Genomic DNA, 17,908 nt, shown 5'->3' on the forward strand with positions numbered 1-17,908 from the left:
TGGCGGCGTCGGTGCCGGTGCCCATCGCCAGGCCCAGGTCGGCCTGGGCGAGCGCGGCCGCGTCGTTGACGCCGTCGCCGACCATCGCCACGACCTTGCCCTCGTCCTGGAGCCGCTTGACGGTGTCGACCTTGTCCTGCGGCATGACCTCGGCGATCACGTGCTCCGGCTTGATGCCGACCTCGGCCGCCACGGCCTCGGCGACCAGCCGGTTGTCACCGGTCAGCAGCACCGGGGTCAGGCCCAGGGCCCGCAGCTTGCCGATGGCCTCGGCGCTGGTCGGCTTGACGGCGTCGGCGACCTCCAGCACGGCCCGCGCCTCGCCGTCCCAGCCGACCGCGATCGCGGTGCGGCCGGAGGCCTCGGCGGTGCGCTTGGCCTCTGCCAGCGCCTCGGGCAGGTACTGCGACCACTGGTTCAGCAGGGCCTCCCGGCCGGCCACCACCGCGTGGCCGTCCACCACGCCCTGGACGCCCAGGCCCGGGACGTTCTCGAAGCCCTCGACGGCGGGCAGTTCGCCGGCCTTGGCGGCGGCGTTGGCGATCGCCCGGGCGATCGGGTGCTCGGAGGCGTGCTCCAGGGCGCCGGCCAGCCGCAGCACCTCGGCCTCGGTGACGCCGGCCGTGGCGTGGACGGCGAGCAGGGTCATCTGGCCGCTGGTGACGGTGCCGGTCTTGTCCAGGACGATGGTGTCGACCTTGCGGGTGGACTCCAGGACCTCCGGGCCCTTGATCAGGACGCCGAGCTGGGCGCCGCGACCGGTGCCGACCAGCAGCGCGGTCGGGGTGGCCAGGCCCAGGGCGCAGGGGCAGGCGATGATCAGCACGGCGACCGCCGCGGTGAAGGCGGCGGTCCAGCCCTCGCCGGTGCCCAGCCAGTAGCCGAGGGTGGCCACCGCGAGGGTGATCACGATCGGCACGAAGACCGCGGAGATCCGGTCCGCGAGGCGCTGCGCGGCGGCCTTGCCGTTCTGCGCGTCCTCGACCAGCTTGGCCATCCGGGACAGCTGGGTGTCCGCGCCGACCCGGGTGGCCTCGACGACCAGCCGGCCGCCCGCGTTGACGGTGGCGCCGGTGACGCCGTCGCCGACCCCGACCTCGACCGGGACGGACTCGCCGGTGAGCATCGAGGCGTCCACGGCCGAGGCGCCCTCGACCACCGTGCCGTCGGTGGCGATCTTCTCGCCCGGCCGGACCACGAAGCGGTCACCCACCGCGAGGTCCGCGATCGGGATCAGCACCTCGGCGCCGCCGCGCAGCACCGTCACGTCCTTGGCGCCCAGTTCGAGCAGCGCCTTGAGGGCGGCCCCGGCAGTGCGCTTGGAGCGGGCCTCGAAGTAGCGGCCGGCCAGGATGAAGGCGGTGACGCCGGCCGCCGCCTCCAGGTAGATGTTGGACGAGCCGTCGCTGCGGGCGATGGTGAGCTCGAAGCCGTGGCGCATGCCCGGCATCCCCGCGTCGCCGAAGAACAGCGCCCAGAGCGACCAGAGGAACGCGGCGATGGTGCCGAGCGAGACGAGGGTGTCCATGGTCGCGGCGCCGTGCCGGGCGTTGGTGAACGCGGCCCGGTGGAACGGCCAGGCGGCGTAGGTGACGACCGGGGCGGCGAGGGTCAGCGACAGCCACTGCCAGTTGTCGAACTGGAGGGCCGGCACCATCGCCATCGCGATCACCGGCACCGCGAGGGCGACCGCCGTGAACAGCCGCTGGCGCAGCGGGGCCAGTGCGTCGGCCGGTTCGGCCGGCTCGCCGCCCGCGCCCTCGGCGGCCGGGGGCTTGGGGAGCGCGGCGGTGTAGCCGGTGGCCTCGACGGTGGCGATCAGGTCGGCGACCTCGACGTCGCCCTCGAAGGAGACCTTCGCCTTCTCGGTGGCGTAGTTGACGCTGGCCGTGACCCCGTCCATCCGGTTGAGCTTCTTCTCGATGCGGGCGGCGCACGAGGCGCACGTCATTCCGCCGATCGAGAGTTCCACCTCCGCGGAGGCGGGTGCCTGCGTAGTCATCGTCGCTCCTCGTGACAGTTCGTCCTGCCGGCCGGACCGGTCGTACAGGGGGCCTTGCGGTCGTGCGGCGGTGCGTTCCTGCGGTAGTTTCGGTGGCCGGGCCCTCATACCCAGGAGGGGTATCGGGCGGTGCCGAGTTCCTTTATACCCCTGAGGGGTATCGAGGGCAAGCCCCGAGCGATACCCCCGGCAGGTATTTTTCCAGGGCGCGGATTCTGCGCGGATAAGCCGGGGATCCACTGAGGATCCGCCGGGGATCCGCTTGACTTGATACCCCCGAGGGGTATTCACTCATGGGTGTCGAGCCCCGGGACGCACCGCCCCGCCGACCACTCCCCGCACTCTCCCCGCACTCCCGTACGCCCCGCCGGATTCCTGAGGAGGGCCGCATGGCCGGCTACCGCAACGACAAGGACCAGCTCCTGCGCCGACTGCGCCGCGTCGAGGGCCAGATCCGCGGCCTCCAGCGCATGGTCGACACCGACACCTACTGCCTCGACACGCTGACGCAGGTCTCGGCCGCCACCAAGGCCCTCCAGTCCGTCGCCCTGCACCTGCTCGACAGCCACCTCGCCCACTGCGTCCAGGACGCCATCGCGGGCGGCGGCGCCGAAGCGGACGCCAAGGTCGCCGAGGCCTCGCAGGCCATCGCCCGGCTCATGCGGGCCTGACCGCCTTCCGCCGCCCCACCCCTCATCGCCCCTCGCCTCGGACGTCCCAGGAGACCGCCATGAACACCCCGCTGCGCATCACCGCCTTCGGCGCCGGACTCGCCGCCGCCTTCGGCCTCGCCCTCGGCGTCGGCCACGCCACCGGCAACGGCCCCGCCCCCAAGCCCGCCACCGCCGCGCACGGCGGACACAACGCGGCGGGCGCCGGCCAGGCTCCGGAGCACGCGGGCCACACCGAGGAGTCCGCAGCCGGCACCGGAGCCGGCGTCGGAGCCGAGCACCTGCCCGGCGGGCTCCAGGTCTCCGAGCGCGGCTACACGCTCAACGTCGAGAACCCCTTCGTCACCGCCGGCTCCCCCACCGACCTGCGCTTCCGCATCCTCGGCACCGACGGCAAGCCGGTCACCGCCTACCAGCAGCAGCACGAGAAGGAACTGCACCTGATCGTCGCCCCGCGCGACCTCTCCACCTTCCAGCACCTGCACCCGACGCTGGCCGCCGACGGCACCTGGAGCGCCCCGACCGCCGTCCCGGCCGCCGGGGAGTACCGGGTCTTCGCGGACTTCACCCCGACCGGCGCGAGCGAGGGCCTCACCCTCGGCGCCGACCTCCACGCCGCCGGCGACCTGCGGCCCGCCCCGCTGCCGGACACCGGACGGACCGTCACCGTCGACGGCTACACCGTCACCCTGGGCGGCGACCTCACCCCCGGACGCAGCGGCCGGCTCACCCTGAGCGTCAGCAAGGACGGCCGGCCGGTCACCGACCTCCAGCCCTACCTGGGCGCGTACGGCCACCTGGTCGCACTGCGCGCCGGCGACCTCGCCTACCTGCACGTCCACCCGGACACCACCACCCCGGGCCCGGAGATCGGCTTCACCACCACCGCCCCGAGCGGCGGCAGCTACCGGCTCTTCCTGGACTTCAAGCACCAGGACACCGTGCGCACGGCCGCCTTCACCGTGACGACGGACGGCACGGTGGCCCCGGCCCCCGCCCCGGCCGCCGGGCACACCGAGGGCGCGGACGACCACCAGCACTGAGACGCGGCGGAGTGCCGGGCGATCCCATGAAGGATCGCCCGGCACCCTCGGGTTTCAGCCGGACGGGTGGCCGGCGGCCTGTCGGAGCACCGCGCGCAGGAGGGCCTCCGTGCCGCCCCCGCAGCAGCCTCACATCCAGGATCTCAGCACGTCGACCTCGCAGCCCGGTGCGAAGGGGTCGAAGCCGTGCTCGGCCAGCCAGCGGACCACCAGCAGGCTTCGCAGCGACCACCACGCGTGGATCACGTCGAGGTCGACGGCGGTGCCGTAGCCGTCGATGACGTCACCGAGGTGCTCCTCGTGTCCGAGGGTGAAGGTGGCGAGGTCGTACAGGGCGTCGCCCTGGCCCGCCTCGGACCAGTCGATGATGCCGGTGACCTCGCCGCCGTCGAGGAAGACGTGCGCGATCTGGAGGTCGCCGTGTGTGAAGGCCGGGGTCCACGGCCGGAGCGCGGCGTCGGCGACCTGGCGGTTGCGGGTGACCAGGCCGGCGGGCAGGACGCCGTTGCCCGCCAACAGCTCGCATTCCCGGTCGAGTTCCTCCGTCAGCGCGGCGATGCTTCGGCCCGCCCGGCCGGGGCGGGGCGGCGGCGGCGCGTCGTGCAGCGTCCGGATGGCGGCTCCCGCCGCCGCCCATGCCGCCGGGGAGCCGGTCGACGGGCCGCCGAGCCGGCCGAGCGTCGCCCCCGGGACTGCGGCGATCGCGAGCACGGGCGGCTTGCGCCACAGGACCTTCGGGGTCGGGACCGGCGCGAGGGACATCGCCTCGACCTCGACGTCGATGCGCGCCTGATCGGCGTCCACCTTCAGGAACACGTCGCCGACGCGCAGGGTCGCGCGCTCGGAGTGGGCGACGACGACTTCGACCTCTTCCATGGTCGACCAGTATCCCGGGGGTGGCCGCCGGCGTCGCCGGGTTTCTCGCGGATCGGACACCTTCGGTCGCCGTGGCAGCGTCAACTCACTGGTGTTCAAATAGATTTGACGTATCAACAGAATCGATGCGGTGCATCGAGAGATCCCGTTTGACCGCTCCGACCGGGCCCGCCGATAGTGGTCCGATACCCAACCCCCGGACAGGGAATCGGCCATGCAGACGCCAGCACCGTCCGCTCGTCCGAGCCGCTTGCCGTCCCTGACCGGTATGCGGTTCGTCGCGGCGTTCGCCGTCCTCATCTCGCACTTGACCGGCCAGTTCTTCGGATCGATCCACCCCGGCCTCCCCTACTTCTTCACCACTCTCGGGCCGGTCGGGGTCGCCTTCTTCTTCATCCTCAGCGGCTTCATCCTCACCTGGGTCGCCGACCCGAAGGACACCGCCGTGCTGTTCTGGCGCCGGCGCCTGGTGAAGATCTTCCCGAACCACCTCACGACCTTCGCCGCCACCGTCGCCCTGATGGCCGTCGCGGGCATTCCGATCATGGTGATCAACACGCTTCCGCCGCTGTTCCTGGTCGAGCCGTGGATTCCGAACTTCGACGCCCTCGGCGGGCTGACCGGGATCAACGTGCCGAGTTGGACCCTCGGTTGCGAGTTGGTCTTCTACTTCGCGTTCCCCTGGCTCATCCGTCTCATCGCGCGCATCCCGCCGTCCCGGCTGTGGCCGTGGGCCCTGGGCACCGGGCTCGCGGTCGTCGCCGTCCCGTTCGTCGCCCAGCTGCTGCCCGCCCACCCGGCCACCTCCTGGGATCCGGAGGTCGCGCAGTTCCAGTCCTGGTTCGCCTACAGCCTGCCCTTCACCAGGATGCTGGAATTCGTCCTCGGCATCCTGATGGCCCGGATCGTGCTCTCCGGGAAGTGGATCCGCCTCGGCATGGCGCCCGCCTTCCTCCTCACGGTCGCGTTCGTCGCCCTCCAGTCCCGGCTGCCCGGCATCTTCCACCTCTGTGCCGGGCCGACCGCGTTCGCGCTCGCCCTGGTGATCGCGGCGGGCGCCGCCGCCGACGTCCGCGCCGTCCGTACGCCCTTCGGCGGCCGGGTCATGGTGTGGCTGGGCGAGGTCTCGTTCGCCCTCTACCTCGTGCACTACCTCGTCATCCAGTACGGCCCGATCGACGCCGCGCACGCCACCGGCCAGACCGCGATCGCCTCCCCGTCGACCAGGCTGGCGCACATCCTGCTCACCGTCGCGATCAGCCTCGCGCTCGCGGCCCTCCTGTACACGGTGGTCGAACGCCCGGCGGTCCGCCGCTTCAGCCGGCCGCGCGGCCGCCTCGCCGCCCCCGAAGGCGCACCCGAAGACGCACCCGGACCCGGCCCCGAAGGCGCACTCGAAGACGCACCCGCACCCGCCGGGGCCCGGCCCCCCGTACCCCGATCCGACGCGACCCCTGTCCGCCACCCTGGAGCCGTCCCCCATGACGAACCCCGGCCCTGACCAGGCGACCGGCACCCCCCGGTTCCCGACCATCCGGCCGCCCTCCCGCCCCTTCGACCCCGACGAGAGCTACGCCCGGCTGCGCGCCGACGCGCCCGTGTCGCCGGTGCGGTGTCCGGCCGGAATGGACGCCTGGCTGGTCAGCCGACACGAGGACATCCGGGCCGTGCTCACGGATCCGCGACTGAGCTCCCGGGGCGCCGGCTCGATGCACATGCTGCCCTCCTACGACCGGGCCGACCCGCCCCCTGGCTCCATGATCCAGCTGGACGGCGCGGAGCACGCGCGGCTACGACGGCTGCTGATCGGCGAGTTCACCGTGCGGCGGATCGCCGCCCTGCGGCCGTCCGTCCAGCGGATCACCGACCGGCACATCGACGCGATGCTCGCCGCCGGGCCGGGCGCCGACCTGGTCCGGGACTTCGCGCTGCCGATTCCGTCGCAACTGATCTGCGAGCTGCTCGGCGTGCCCTACGCCGACCACGACGCCTTCCAGCACGACAGCGAGGTGCTGATCGGCTTCGACGCCGACCAGGCCACCCGCGACGCGGCCACCCGGCGGTTGGAGGACTACCTCGCCGACCTGGTCACGAGGCGCCTCGCCGAGCCGCGGGACGACCTGCTGAGCCGGCTGATCGCCCGCGGCAGGACGACCGAACGGCCGCCGACCGTACCGGAGTTGGCCACCCTCGGCGTGCTGCTGCTGGTCGCCGGGCACGAGACGACCGCCAACATGATCGCGCTGAGCGCCCTGGTGCTGACGGCGGACCCGGACCGGGCGGCCGCGCTGCGGGCCGCCCCGGACACCATCGGCCTCGCCGTGGAGGAGCTGCTGCGCTACCTGTCGGTGATCCAGTTCGGCCTGCTGCGGTACGCCACCGAGGACGTCACCGTCGGCGGCACCCCGGTGGCGGCGGGAGACTGGCTGGTCGCCGCGATCCCGTCCGGCAACCGGGACGAGGACGTGTTCCCGGCCCCGGACACCGTCGACCTGCGCCGACCGCCCCGCCCGCACCTGTCGTTCGGCTTCGGCCCGCACCAGTGCATCGGTCAGCAGCTGGCCCGGATGGAGCTCCGGATCGCGCTGGCCACCCTGCTGCGCCGGATGCCCGGGCTACGGCCGGCGGAGCCGTTGGCGCCGTCCGCCTTCAAGCACAACGACATCGTCTTCGGCCTGCGGAGCCTGCCGGTCACCTGGTGACCTGGTGACCTGGTGACGCGCGGCGGCAAAAGGGCTTGGCCGGTGCGCCGTGGCCCGCCGAGAATGGGTGGATGATCGCCTTCGCCCCGCACGGACCCGTCGAGCCCCCGCCCGTCGTCACCGAACTCGCCGCCGGGCAGCCGGTCCGGGCCGTGTGGCAGAACGAGCTCGGCGGGCTGACCTTCCGGATCGGCTCGGGCGACACCTGCCGGTTCGTGAAGTGGACACCGGTCGGTAGCGGCATCGACCTCGCCGCCGAGGTCGCGCGCCTGCGGTGGGCGGCGAAGTACACCGTGGTGCCCCGGGTGCTCGACGAGGGCGCCGACGGGACGGGCTCCTGGATCGTCACCCGCGGACTGCCCGGCCGCTCGGCGGTGGACGATCGCCGGAAGCGTGACCCCGCCACCGCCGTGCGCGCGATCGGCGCCGGGCTGCGGCGGCTCCATGACGCGCTGCCCGTCGCCGACTGCCCGTTCGACTGGTCGGCCGGGGGCCGGCTGGAGAACGCGCGGTCACGGGCGGCGGCCGGCCTGACCGATCCGGCGGACTGGCCTCCGGAGCTTCAGCGCTTCGGCACCGTCGATCAGGCGCTCGACGTGCTCGCCGACATCCCGCCCGTCGACCGGCTCGTGGTCTGCCACGGCGACGCCTGCGCGCCCAACACCCTGGTCGGGGACGACGGCACCTGCACCGGGCACGTCGACCTCGGCACCCTCGGTGTCGCCGACCGCTGGGCCGACCTCGCGGCCGCCACCTGGAGCACCCAGTGGAACTACGGCCCGGGCTGGGAGGAGCCGCTGCTGGAGGCCTACGGGGTCGAGCCCGACCCGGAGCGGATCGCCTACTACCGGCTGCTGTGGGAGCTGTCGGACTGATCGGTCGTGGCGGCGCCCCGCCGCTGCGCCGCCCGTACGGCCAGCGCGCCCGCCGCGCCGAGCACGCACAGCACGGTGGCGGCCAGCACCGCGTGGTCCGCGCCGTCGGCGGCCGCTCGCGGGGTGGCGGGGCGGCCGAGGCCCATCAGGGTGACGGTGACCGCCACGCCGAGGGACGAACCCAGGTACCGGGCCGTGTTGTTGGCGCCCGAGCCCATCGCGGCGCGGTGGGCGGGCACGCTGGTGACGGCGAGGCGGCCGAGCGCCGCGTTCAGCACCCCGCTGCCGATGCCGGCCACCGCCAGCCCCGGGGCCAGCCGCAGCCAGGAGTCCCCCGGGCGCAGCCCGACCAGGGCGAGTTCGCCGACTCCGCAGACCAGCAGGGCGACGATCAGTTGGGTGGTGGCACCGATCCGGCCCGCCAGCCGGCGGGCCTGGAGCGCCGCGACCACCGACAGGCCGGACCAGATGGCGAGCACTCCCCCGGCGGCCAGCGCCGACACCCCGAGCACCCGTTGCAGGGCGGCGGGCAGGCAGCTCATCAGACCGACCACGGCGAGCCCGGTGAACAGCGCCCCGCCCGTCGCGGCGACGAAGCCCGGTTCGCGGAACAGCCGCAGGTCCAGCATGGGGTCGGCGCAGCGCGCCTCGACCACGGCGAAGGCGGCGAGCAGCACCACACCGGCGGCCAGCAGGGCGAGCACCACCGGTTCGGTCCAGCCGTAGCGGCCCTCGGCGAGCCCGGCGATCAGGGCCGCGGTGCCGGTGCCGAGGGTGAGCACCCCGGGGGTGTCGACGCGCCGGCGGGCGGGGCTGCGGGACTCCTCCAGCACGGTGGCGGCGAGCGCGAGCAGGGAGGCGGCGAGCAGGGCGAGCCCCCAGTAGACGGCGCGCCAGCCGAGCCAGCGCTCCGCCAGCGCGGCGTACACCGGGCCGACCGCGATGCCCAGGCCCACCGCCGCGCCCCAGACGCCGAGCGCCCGCACCCGGGCGGCGCCGCCCGGGTAGGCCTCGCCGATCAGGCCGAGGCTCGGCGCGAGGACGGCGGCCGAGGCGGCGCCCTGGACGACCCGGGCGGCGAGGAAGAGGGGCGTCACGGCGGCGGCCGCGGCGGCGGCGCTGGAGAGGGCGAGCAGCAGCGCGCCCACGACGAAGACCTGCTTGCGGCCGCGGTCGTCGGCGATGCTGCCGGCGGTGAGCAGCAGGGCGGAGAGTCCGACCAGGGCGCCGGTGAGCACCCAGGTCTGGGCCGTGGGGCCGGCGTGCAGGGCGGCCGCGGTCGGGGCGAGGGTGGTCATCGGCACGGTGTACGCGACGAGGACCAGCAGGGTGCCGTAGGCGGCGGTCGCTAGCACGCCCTGTGCGCGTCGGGTGGTCATGTCCGGCTCCGGGGTGGCGGATCAAGGGGAGAGGTCGGGAAGCGTGCCGAGGGGGCGGGTCAGGGGGACAGGTCAGAGGGACAGGTCAGGGGGTGCGGTGCTCGGCTCAGGGGGGGTGCGGCGGTCAGCGCCCCGGGCAACCACGGGCTGCGGCGCTCCCCCGGGCCGGTTCGGCGGCGGCGGCCGCGACGGCGCCGGCCAGGCAGGCGATCAGGCAGCGGGTGACGGGGTGGCGCACCGCCCGCACCAGTGCGGCCAGCGGGGCGGCGGGGGTCTCGCGGTGGGTCATCGGGTGCTCCTTCGCACGGGTGCTGCGGTGGTGTCACGGTCACCGGGGGCCGCGGCGGCGTCATGCCCGCGGAGTGCCGGCGCGGCGTCATGCCCGCCGTGTGCCGCGGCGGTGCCACGCCCTCCGGGGGCCGCGCCGTTCGGCGTGGCCCCCGGTGGGGTGGGTGGGGCGGGCGCCCGGTCGGGGCCCGCCCCGGGGTGGGAGGGTGGACGGCCTCACGCGGCCGTCGCGGGCTGGGCCTCGGCGGCCGGGGCGCCGGCGGCCTCGGGGCGCGGGGTGCGCAGGGTGACCACCGCGAGCAGGCCGCCGACCACCGCGATCGCCGCGGCGCCGATGAACGCCGCGGAGAAGCCCGAGGTGAGGCTCTCGGCCGTGGAGTCCGAGGTCCGGGCGGCGGCCAGCGCGGTCATCGCGGCCAGGCCGAGCGCCGAGCCGACCTGGTAGCCGGTGTTGACGATGCCGGAGGCGAGGCCGCCGTCCTGCGGGGGCGCGCTGGAGATCGCGGTGCCGAGGGACGGGATGAAGGCGAGCGCCATGCCGATCGCGGCGAGCAGCGAGGCGGGCAGCACGTCGGTCCAGAAGTTGCCGTCCGGGCGGGCCAGCGAGAGCCCGAACAGACCGGCGCCGAGGGCCAGCATGCCGGTGACGACCAGTGCCTTGGGGCCGAAGCGGGCGATCAGCCGCGGCGCCAGGGTGATCATGATGCCCATGATCGCGACGGTCATCGGCAGCAGGGCCGCGCCGCTGGCGAAGGCGCCGAGGTGGAGCACCTGCTGGAGGTAGAGGTTCAGGAAGAACCACATCGGCACCCAGGCCGCGGCCAGCAGGAACTGGGCGAGGTTGGCGGCGCCGAGGTTCGGCACCCGGAAGATGCTCAGCCGCATCAGCGGCTCGCGGCGCTTGCCCTGGATGACCAGGAAGGCGATCAGCAGCACGACCGCTCCGGCCAGCGTCAGCAGGGTCGAGGCCGAGGCCCAACCCTCCTCCGGGGCACGGACGATGGCGTACACCGCGGCGGCCAGGCCGACGGTCACGGTGAGCGCGCCGATGATGTCGATGCCGCCGGTGCGCCGGGGTGCGGAGGGCATCAGCGAGGGGGTGGCGAGCAGCGCGACCAGGGCGACCGGGATGTTGATGTAGAACACCCACGGCCAGCTGATGTACTGGGTGATCAGGCCGCCGAGGAAGACGCCCGCGGTGCCGCCGGCCGGAGCCGCCGCGCCGTACAGGGCGAAGGCCTTGGTCAGCTCCTTCGGATTGCCGCCGAAGAGCATCATCAGCAGGGTGAGCGCCGAGGGGGCGATCATCGCGGCGCCGAGGCCCTGGACGGCGCGGCCGGCCAGTTCGGTCGGGACGTTCCCGGCGAGGCCGGCGAGCAGCGAGCCGGCGCCGAGGACCGCCCAGCCGGTGCTGAACAGCCGGCGGGCGCCGAGCAGGTCGGACAGCCGGCCGCCGAGCAGGAGCAGGCCGCCGAAGGCCACCACGTACGCGTTGAACACCCAGGACAGGTTCCCCTGGCTGAAGCCGAGGTCGTCCTTCATCTTGGGCAGGGCCACCCCGATGATCGAGGTGTCCATGATCACCACGAACTGCGCCGCGGCGATCAGCGCCAGTGCGCGCCACCTCCGGGGGTTCGGCCCGGTGTTGTCGGTTGCCATCTCCAACTCCCTACCCGTCGGGGGGTATCTGCCGGGGCGGTGGCCCGCGGCAACGATCATCGGCCGTCAGCTCCCGGTGCAGGCATGGTGAGTGCCTCCGGTGGACGACCCCGGTGAGGACGTGTCAGAGCATACCCTAGGGGGGTAGGGTTTAACACGTGGAAGTCGGAGGCGGGTTCGAGGCACTTAGGGGTGGGGGGTATGCGACAGCCCCCGGGAGGGGCGGCGGACCGGACCCCGCCCGGCCGGGCACACCGCCCGCGACCAGGCATCCGGCTATCCGTTTCCTAAGTAAATTCGCAGAACTCCCTTGGTCCGGGCCTGACTTGCTTTCGCCATAGGCCTCCGCTCTACTGGCCTCCCGAACTGCCGTTGGCCTCCCGAACCCCCGCGCGTCGAAATGAGGACCGAACGATGGAATCCACGGTGGAACTGCACCCGGCCCGCCCGGCCGAGGCCGCCGCCATCTCCCGGCTCCTCGCGGCCTGCTGGCGCCACGACTACGCGGAGTACCTGGGCGGCCAGCGCACCGAGCACCTGATCGCCACCTACTGCCCCGTCAGCCGGATCACCGTCGAGATCTCCGGCTCCGGCGCCGGGGACGGCTGGCTCGGCTGGCTGGTCGCCGAGCACGCCGGAGAGGTCGTCGGCGTGGCCGCCGGGGGCATCGCCACGGTCGGATCCGGCGAGGTCTACACCCTGTGCGTGGCCACCGACCACCGGCGCCGGGGCATCGGCAGCGGCCTGCTCGACGCGCTCACCGAGCAGCAGCGGGCCCGCGGCGCGACCCGCCAGTGGGTGAGCACCCACGGCGCCGACGACCCCTCGGCCCCCTTCCTCACCCGGCACGGCTTCGTCGCCGACGGTGAGGCCCAGCCCTCCGGCACCGGCATCCGACTGCGCCGCACCCTCTGACCCGGATACAGGGCGGGGGTATACCCCGAGGGTCCGCCGACGGTACTCCGGGCCACCACCCGGGCCGGCTCCGCCACCCAGGGGGGTATCCGCCGCGACGCCCGGACCGGCACCGGACCAGTTCCCCGTACGGGGTGGGGGTATCCGGGGCATCCGGTGCAGCACCCTTGGCGTCCACCGGCCGCGGCGCGAACACGCCGCCGCCACCACTCCTGCGGCACGCACTCCGGGCGCAGAATGAACGCACCGCCCCCAGCTGCCCGTTCGGGCAGACCCTCAGCTCCCGGAGGAGCCATGCTGCTGCGTACCGCCCGCCCGGCCGGCACCCTGCGGACCGTTCCGCGCCCCACCGCCGAACCCCTCCCGCACGGCGCCGACATCCTCGACTACCTGCGCGCCGCCCGCGCCACCCGCGGCCCCGTCCTCGACCTCGGCGCGGGCTCCGGACGCTTCGCCGTCCCGCTCGCCCGCCAGGGCTTCGACGTCGACGCCGTCGACCGCGACCCGGCCCGGCTCGCCCGGCTGCGCAGCTGGGCCGCCACCCTCCCCGAGAGCCACCCTGGGCGGGTCACCGCGATCCGCGCCGACCTCACCGAACTCACCCTGCGCCGCCGCTACGGCCTGGTCATGCTCGCGGGCGGACTGATCCTCGAACTCCCCGAGCAGGTGAGGGCGCCACTGCTGTGGCAGCTCGCCGGCCACCTGACCAGGAACGGCCTGCTCGCCCTCGACTGGATCGCCCCGGACCACCGCGGCCTCACCCCGCCCGCCGACCTGCGCGCCTGCGGGCTGCGCACCGTGCGCCGCGACCGCCGGCCGCTGCCCGACGGCGCCTCCAGCACCTTCCTGCTCTGCGCCCGTCGCACCTGAGATCCGTCCGCCGGGGCCCCGAGAACCGTCCGCCGGCCCCCGAGAGCCACTCGCCAGGTCCGCACACCTCCCCCCGCACGCGCGGTGAACACCCCTTCCCGGCACTGACGTTGTGTTTCCGGAACGTAACGGAACCTCAGGTACCATGCCTCCCAGGGGTGACGCGAGGGGGCGGCAATGGCGACATCGACCGGAGGAAAATCCTCCGAGCACGCACTGTCCGTCTACCGCGCACTCCGGGCCCGAGGCTCCCACCACTTCTCCGCACTCACCCGAGAACTCGGCCTCTCCGGCCCCCAGGCCGCCGAGTGCTGGGCCGAGTTGGAATCCCTCGGACTGATCAGCGGCACCGGACCGGACGAGGACGCGCAGGTCACCGCGGTCGACCCGGAGGTCGCCCTGCTGCGCGTCCTCGCCCGCGAGGCCCAGGAGGTGCGCGCCCGCCAGCAGCGCACCGAACTCGCCTACACCGCCGTCGAGGAGCTCACCCGGCGTTACCTGCGCGGCGGCGTGGCGGTGCCCTCCGAGGTCGAGGTCGAGGTGCTGACCGGCAGCAGCAGCGTCCAACAGACCCTGGAGGGCCTCTCCGACACCGTCCGCACCGAGATCGCCTCCATGCACCCGGGCGCCCTGCCCACCGGCGAGTTCCTCACCGCCGGCCTCGACCGCGACCGCCGGCTGATCGAGGCCGGCGCCCGGGTCCGGGCGATCTACCAGCAGCGCTTCCTCTCCGTCCCGGCGCTCGCCGACTTCTTCCAGCGGCAGATCGAACTCGGCGTCGAGGTGCGGCTCGCGGCCGTCGTCCCGCTCAACATGATCCTCAGCGACCGCCGCCTCGCCCTGCTCCCGATCGACCCGGACGACCTCGACTCCGGCGCCATCCTGGCCCGCGGCCCCGCCCTCGTCCGCTCCTACACCGCGCTCTACGACTACTGCTGGCACACCTCCGCCGTCCTCGGCCGCACCGAGGAGTACCAGCACGGCAGCGACCGCCTCACCGACCAGCAGCACGCCGCGATCCGGATGCTCGCGGCGGGCATGAAGGACGAGAAGATCGCCCGCTCCCTCGGCATCTCGCTGCGCACCCTCAGCCGCCTGCTCTCCGAGGTGATGCAGGAACTCGGCGCCTCCAGCCGCTTCGAGGCGGGCGTGCGGGCGGCGAAGCTCGGCTGGCTGGACTGACCGGCGCGGCCGCGGCCGCCGGCGCCCTGGCCAGGGGGCCGGGAATCCCTTGATCGACAACGGGGTTCCACGGGGCGTCAGACGTCACCGACCGAAGGGCTCTCCGTGCGCGCCATACAGATCGACCGTTTCGGCACCCCTGATGTCCTCGACCTCGTCGAGGTTCCCCGGCCCGTGCCCGGCCCCGGGGAGGTGCTGGTGCGGACGGTGGCGAGCGGCATCAACCCCGTCGACGACAAGACCAGGGAGGGGGCCATCGGCGAGGGCGCTCCCCCGCTGCCCATGACGCTCGGCTGGGACCTGGCGGGCGTCGTGGTCGACGGCGGCGACGGCGGTCGGCTGGGCGCCGGGGACCGGGTCATCGCGATGTCGCACCAGCTCGGCACCGCCCGGGGCACCTGGGCCGACCTGGTCGTGCTCCCGGAGGAGGCGGTCGCCGTCGCGCCACGGGCGGTCAGCCTGGTCGAGGCCGCCACGCTGCCGCTGCCCGGACTGACGGCGCTCCAGACCCTGGACTGGCTCGCGGTCGCCGCCGGGCAGCGGCTGCTGATCGCCGGCGCGGCCGGCGCCGTCGGCGGGCTGGCCCTGCAGATCGCCCGGGCGCGCGGCGTCGAGGTCGACGCCCTGGTCTCCCGGGACGAACAGGCCGCCTTCGCCCGCGAGCACGGTGCGGGCCTGGTCTCCACCGACCCGGCCGCCTTTCCGGCCCGCGGCTACGACGCGGTCTTCGACACCTTCGGGGCCTTCGTCACGGAGGCGGTCGCGGACGGCGGCCGGTACGCGTCGATCGCCACCCAGGCCGGCCCCGTCCCGGACCTCTCGGCCCGGGGCGTGCGCACCACCGTCCACCAGGTGCGCGAGGACGGCGCCGGGCTGGCCGAGCTGGCCGCGCTCGTCGACGCCGGGGCGCTGCGGCCGCGGGTGCACGCGAGTTACGGCCTCCAGGACATCCGGGCGGCGCACGACCGCTTCCGGGCGGGCGGGCTGGCCGGGAAGATCGTCGTGACCTTCTGACCGTCGGCGTCCGGCCTCGTGCGGGCGGGCCGGACACCCGGCCCGCCCGGGCCGGGTTCTCGTGGTCCACCACAAGGTACGATGGAACCAAATCTTTGGTCGACCTGTGGGGGGTGGGGCTGATGGCGCGCGAGACCCTGACGGCGGACCGCGAGAGCCTGGCCGCGCACCGCGAGGCGGCGGCCCGCCAACTCCGGGACGTGGGGCTGCGGGTGACCGGCCCCCGGCTGGAGGTCCTCCAGCTGCTCGCGGCCGAACCTCACCAGGACGTCGAGTCCATCACCGAGGCCGCCCGTGAGCGCCTCGGCACGCTCACCAGCCAGGCCGTCTACGAGATGCTCCGCAACTTCCTGGAGACCGGGCTGGTCCGGAAGTTCGAACGCCCGGGCCGCACCGCCGTGTTCGAGCTCTCCGGCCCCCCGCACCACCACGCGCTGTGCACCCGCTGCGGCCGGGTCGCCAACGTGGACGCCGAGGCGCCCGCCCCGCCCCGCAAGGGCCTGCGGGGCTGGCGCGTCGACGACACCGAGCTGGTCTTCCACGGCGAGTGCCCCGACTGCCGGGTCCGCCGCCCGGAGTGACCGGCCTCGATCACCGTGGTGCCGGGGGGAGTTCACCGGCCCGGTCGACCGCGGCCCGGGTGAGGACGGCGGAGCTGCCGAGCACCGTCCCGACCGCCGGCCCGGCGTCTCCGGCCTCTGCCCCGCCTTCGGCTTCGACTTCCGCTCCGGCTCCGGTGACGACGGTGCGCTCACCGAGGAACGCGTACGTCGTCCGGTCGAACACCCACTGCGTCTGCCGCCCGTGCGCCGTACGGGCCACGGCGACGCCTTCACGCCCGGCGGCGTCGGTGGCCGAGGGAACGACCGTGACGCCGGGAATGCGCTCCGCGGCCCGGTAGAGCGCGGCACCGACCTGCGGCGGCGCCCAGGTCTCGGCCAGCAGGTCGCCGATGGCCGTGAACGCCCGCTGGTCCCGCCCTTCGGCGCCCCCGGCGCCACCCCGGGTCTCGTCCCGGATGAGCTTCAACAGGGCGTCCGGATCGGTGGGCAGCGAGGCGACGTACGCGTGGGTCGGGTCACCGATCGACGGGCCGCCGGGGCGCGCGGAGCCGGGCCGGGGCGCCGCACCCCGCTGGTCGAGGTGGAGGACCGGCCCGTCCTCGCGGAGCGGGGTGTCGGGCCCGCCCTCCTCGCGCAGCAGACCCGGGCGGCTGCCGTCGGCGGACAGCCACACCCGCCTGGTGTGCGCGGGCGCCATCGTCACGGGGCCTCCCCCGGCGCTCTGCGCCGCGTAGGCGACGGTGCTCTCGATGTAGACGAACTGGTCGGCGCGGACGGCGGGTTGCTCCGATCCGGCGGCGGCGAGGGCGATCCGGTCGAGGAGCAGCGCCGCCTCGGAGGCGCCGGCCGCGCCGGCCCCGGCCGCCGAACGTCCCTGCCGGGTCGGGTCGTTGAGGTCCACCACGACGGCGCCGACGATCGCCAGGGCGGCGGCGAGCGCCGGCACCGCGATCCGGACCGGACTGCGGTACCAAGCCGGACGCCGCTCCGGGGCCCGATGCGGCTGGAGCGCCGCCGCCTCGCGCAACAGCTCCTCCCGCAACAGCGCTCGGCGATCGGCGGCCAGGCCGGGCACCGTCGGCGGGCGCAGCAGTTCGGCGAGTTCGCGACGCTCGGGCGCCTCGGCCGGATCCTGCGTGCCGCGCCGTGGGGTGGCGTTCATCCGTGGCTCTCCTGGGTCGACGGCCGGAGTGCGGAGAGGCGGCCGGGTACGGACAGGGCGGTGGTTCGGGCGGACCGGCCGTCCGCCGGGCGGGGCTTCCCGGCCCGAGCGTCGGCCTTGGCGTTGGCGCCGGCCCTGGCCTTGACGCCGGCCCTCGACTCGGCCCTCGCCTCGACCTCGGTGAGCTCGCGCAGCCGGGCGCGGGCCCGGGACAGCCGCGAGCGGACGGTGCCGACCGGCGTGCCGAGTGCCTCCGCCGCACTCGCGTAGTCCAGTCCGGCCCACACCACGAGGGTGAAGACCTCCCGGTCACGGCGCCGGAGCCGGGCGAGCGCGCGGTGCGCCGCGCGCAGCTCCTCGACGTCCGCGAGGTGCGCGACCAGGTCGTCGGCGAAGTCCGGGACCGCCCCCCGCTCCGGGAGCCGGGCGAGCGCGACGTCGCGGCGCCGGCGGGCCCGGGCGTTGCGGCGCATGGTGTTGGTGGCGATCCCCAGCAGCCACGGGCGCAGGCCGTCGCCGTCCGGGTGCAGCTTCTCCCGGCTTCGCCAGGCCTCCAGGAAGGTCGTCGAGACGACGTCCTCGGCTTCCGCCCAGTCGCCCGTGACCCGGAGGGCATAGCGGTACAACACCTGGGCGTGCTCGTCGTACAGCTCGCCCAGGGCGTCCGGATCGCCACGGCGAAGACGCGTTCTCATGAGTGCTTCCAC

General features: G+C 74.5%; 17 protein-coding genes. 10 read left to right on the forward strand and 7 right to left on the reverse strand.

From position 1 onward, the window contains the following. Window positions 1-2,002: heavy metal translocating P-type ATPase (locus ACFRAR_RS14105; protein ID WP_380698189.1), on the reverse strand; the 2,002-nt coding region annotated here is incomplete at its 3' end. A gap of 293 nt (window positions 2,003-2,295) precedes the next feature. On the opposite strand from ACFRAR_RS14105, the gene ACFRAR_RS14110 reads away from it, so the two are divergent. Next, window positions 2,296-2,673, forward strand: coding sequence for a metal-sensitive transcriptional regulator (locus ACFRAR_RS14110; protein ID WP_380698191.1), 378 nt, complete (start codon window positions 2,296-2,298; stop codon window positions 2,671-2,673). A 59-nt stretch (window positions 2,674-2,732) separates the two neighbouring features. After that, window positions 2,733-3,716, forward strand: coding sequence for a hypothetical protein (locus tag ACFRAR_RS14115; protein WP_380698193.1), 984 nt, complete (start codon window positions 2,733-2,735; stop codon window positions 3,714-3,716). A 129-nt stretch (window positions 3,717-3,845) separates the two neighbouring features. Here the strand turns inward: ACFRAR_RS14115 and ACFRAR_RS14120 are convergent, their stop codons facing one another. Further along, on the reverse strand, window positions 3,846-4,592 hold the full coding sequence (locus ACFRAR_RS14120) for an aminoglycoside phosphotransferase family protein (protein ID WP_380698195.1): 747 nt from the start codon (window positions 4,590-4,592) through the stop codon (window positions 3,846-3,848). Window positions 4,593-4,860: 268 nt separating this feature from the next. Between ACFRAR_RS14120 and ACFRAR_RS14125 the strand changes: the two genes are divergently transcribed. The 3 genes from ACFRAR_RS14125 (at window position 4,861) to ACFRAR_RS14135 (ending at window position 8,169) form a co-directional block, all read left to right on the forward strand. After that, entirely contained in the window at window positions 4,861-6,093 is a 1,233-nt protein-coding gene (locus ACFRAR_RS14125; RefSeq protein ID WP_380698197.1) for an acyltransferase family protein, read from the forward strand. Continuing rightward, window positions 6,074-7,294, forward strand: coding sequence for a cytochrome P450 (locus tag ACFRAR_RS14130; RefSeq protein ID WP_380698199.1), 1,221 nt, complete (start codon window positions 6,074-6,076; stop codon window positions 7,292-7,294). The genes ACFRAR_RS14125 and ACFRAR_RS14130 overlap by 20 nt, the downstream gene beginning before the upstream one ends. Before the next feature lie 71 nt (window positions 7,295-7,365). Next, a complete protein-coding gene (locus ACFRAR_RS14135) occupies window positions 7,366-8,169 on the forward strand; it encodes an aminoglycoside 3'-phosphotransferase (protein WP_380698201.1) in 804 nt (267 codons plus the stop codon). Here the strand turns inward: ACFRAR_RS14135 and ACFRAR_RS14140 are convergent. The 3 genes from ACFRAR_RS14140 to ACFRAR_RS14150 form a co-directional block, all read right to left on the reverse strand. Further along, window positions 8,139-9,548, reverse strand: a complete 1,410-nt coding sequence (locus tag ACFRAR_RS14140) for an MFS transporter (protein WP_380698203.1) — start codon at window positions 9,546-9,548, stop codon at window positions 8,139-8,141. The genes ACFRAR_RS14135 and ACFRAR_RS14140 overlap by 31 nt on opposite strands. Before the next feature lie 124 nt (window positions 9,549-9,672). Next, window positions 9,673-9,837: a hypothetical protein gene (locus ACFRAR_RS14145; RefSeq protein WP_380698205.1), complete on the reverse strand. Its 165-nt coding sequence runs from the start codon at window positions 9,835-9,837 to the stop codon at window positions 9,673-9,675. Between the two features lie 215 nt (window positions 9,838-10,052). Beyond that, on the reverse strand, window positions 10,053-11,495 hold the full coding sequence (locus tag ACFRAR_RS14150) for an MFS transporter (RefSeq protein ID WP_380698207.1): 1,443 nt from the start codon (window positions 11,493-11,495) through the stop codon (window positions 10,053-10,055). A gap of 414 nt (window positions 11,496-11,909) precedes the next feature. On the opposite strand from ACFRAR_RS14150, the gene ACFRAR_RS14155 reads away from it, so the two are divergent. The 5 genes from ACFRAR_RS14155 (at window position 11,910) to ACFRAR_RS14175 (ending at window position 16,057) form a co-directional block, all read left to right on the forward strand. Further along, complete coding sequence (locus ACFRAR_RS14155; protein ID WP_380698209.1) at window positions 11,910-12,410, forward strand: GNAT family N-acetyltransferase; 501 nt, start codon at window positions 11,910-11,912, stop codon at window positions 12,408-12,410. Window positions 12,411-12,704: 294 nt separating this feature from the next. Continuing rightward, window positions 12,705-13,280, forward strand: a complete 576-nt coding sequence (locus ACFRAR_RS14160; protein ID WP_380698211.1) for a class I SAM-dependent methyltransferase — start codon at window positions 12,705-12,707, stop codon at window positions 13,278-13,280. Between the two features lie 177 nt (window positions 13,281-13,457). Continuing rightward, window positions 13,458-14,462: a LuxR C-terminal-related transcriptional regulator gene (locus tag ACFRAR_RS14165; RefSeq protein ID WP_380698213.1), complete on the forward strand. Its 1,005-nt coding sequence runs from the start codon at window positions 13,458-13,460 to the stop codon at window positions 14,460-14,462. Between the two features lie 105 nt (window positions 14,463-14,567). After that, a complete protein-coding gene (locus tag ACFRAR_RS14170; protein ID WP_380698215.1) occupies window positions 14,568-15,476 on the forward strand; it encodes an NADP-dependent oxidoreductase in 909 nt (302 codons plus the stop codon). Between the two features lie 122 nt (window positions 15,477-15,598). Further along, window positions 15,599-16,057 (forward strand): Fur family transcriptional regulator, encoded by a 459-nt coding sequence (locus ACFRAR_RS14175; RefSeq protein WP_380698217.1) that lies wholly within the window; start codon window positions 15,599-15,601, stop codon window positions 16,055-16,057. A gap of 10 nt (window positions 16,058-16,067) precedes the next feature. Here the strand turns inward: ACFRAR_RS14175 and ACFRAR_RS14180 are convergent, their stop codons facing one another. Further along, window positions 16,068-17,201, reverse strand: a complete 1,134-nt coding sequence (locus tag ACFRAR_RS14180) for a CU044_5270 family protein (RefSeq protein WP_380698219.1) — start codon at window positions 17,199-17,201, stop codon at window positions 16,068-16,070. Beyond that, a complete protein-coding gene (locus ACFRAR_RS14185) occupies window positions 17,198-17,896 on the reverse strand; it encodes an RNA polymerase sigma factor (RefSeq protein WP_380698221.1) in 699 nt (232 codons plus the stop codon). The genes ACFRAR_RS14180 and ACFRAR_RS14185 overlap by 4 nt, the downstream gene beginning before the upstream one ends. Window positions 17,897-17,908: the final 12 nt, after the last annotated feature.

The sequence above is a fragment of the Kitasatospora sp. NPDC056651 genome, assembly GCF_042792155.1.
GTDB lineage: Bacteria > Actinomycetota > Actinomycetes > Streptomycetales > Streptomycetaceae > Kitasatospora.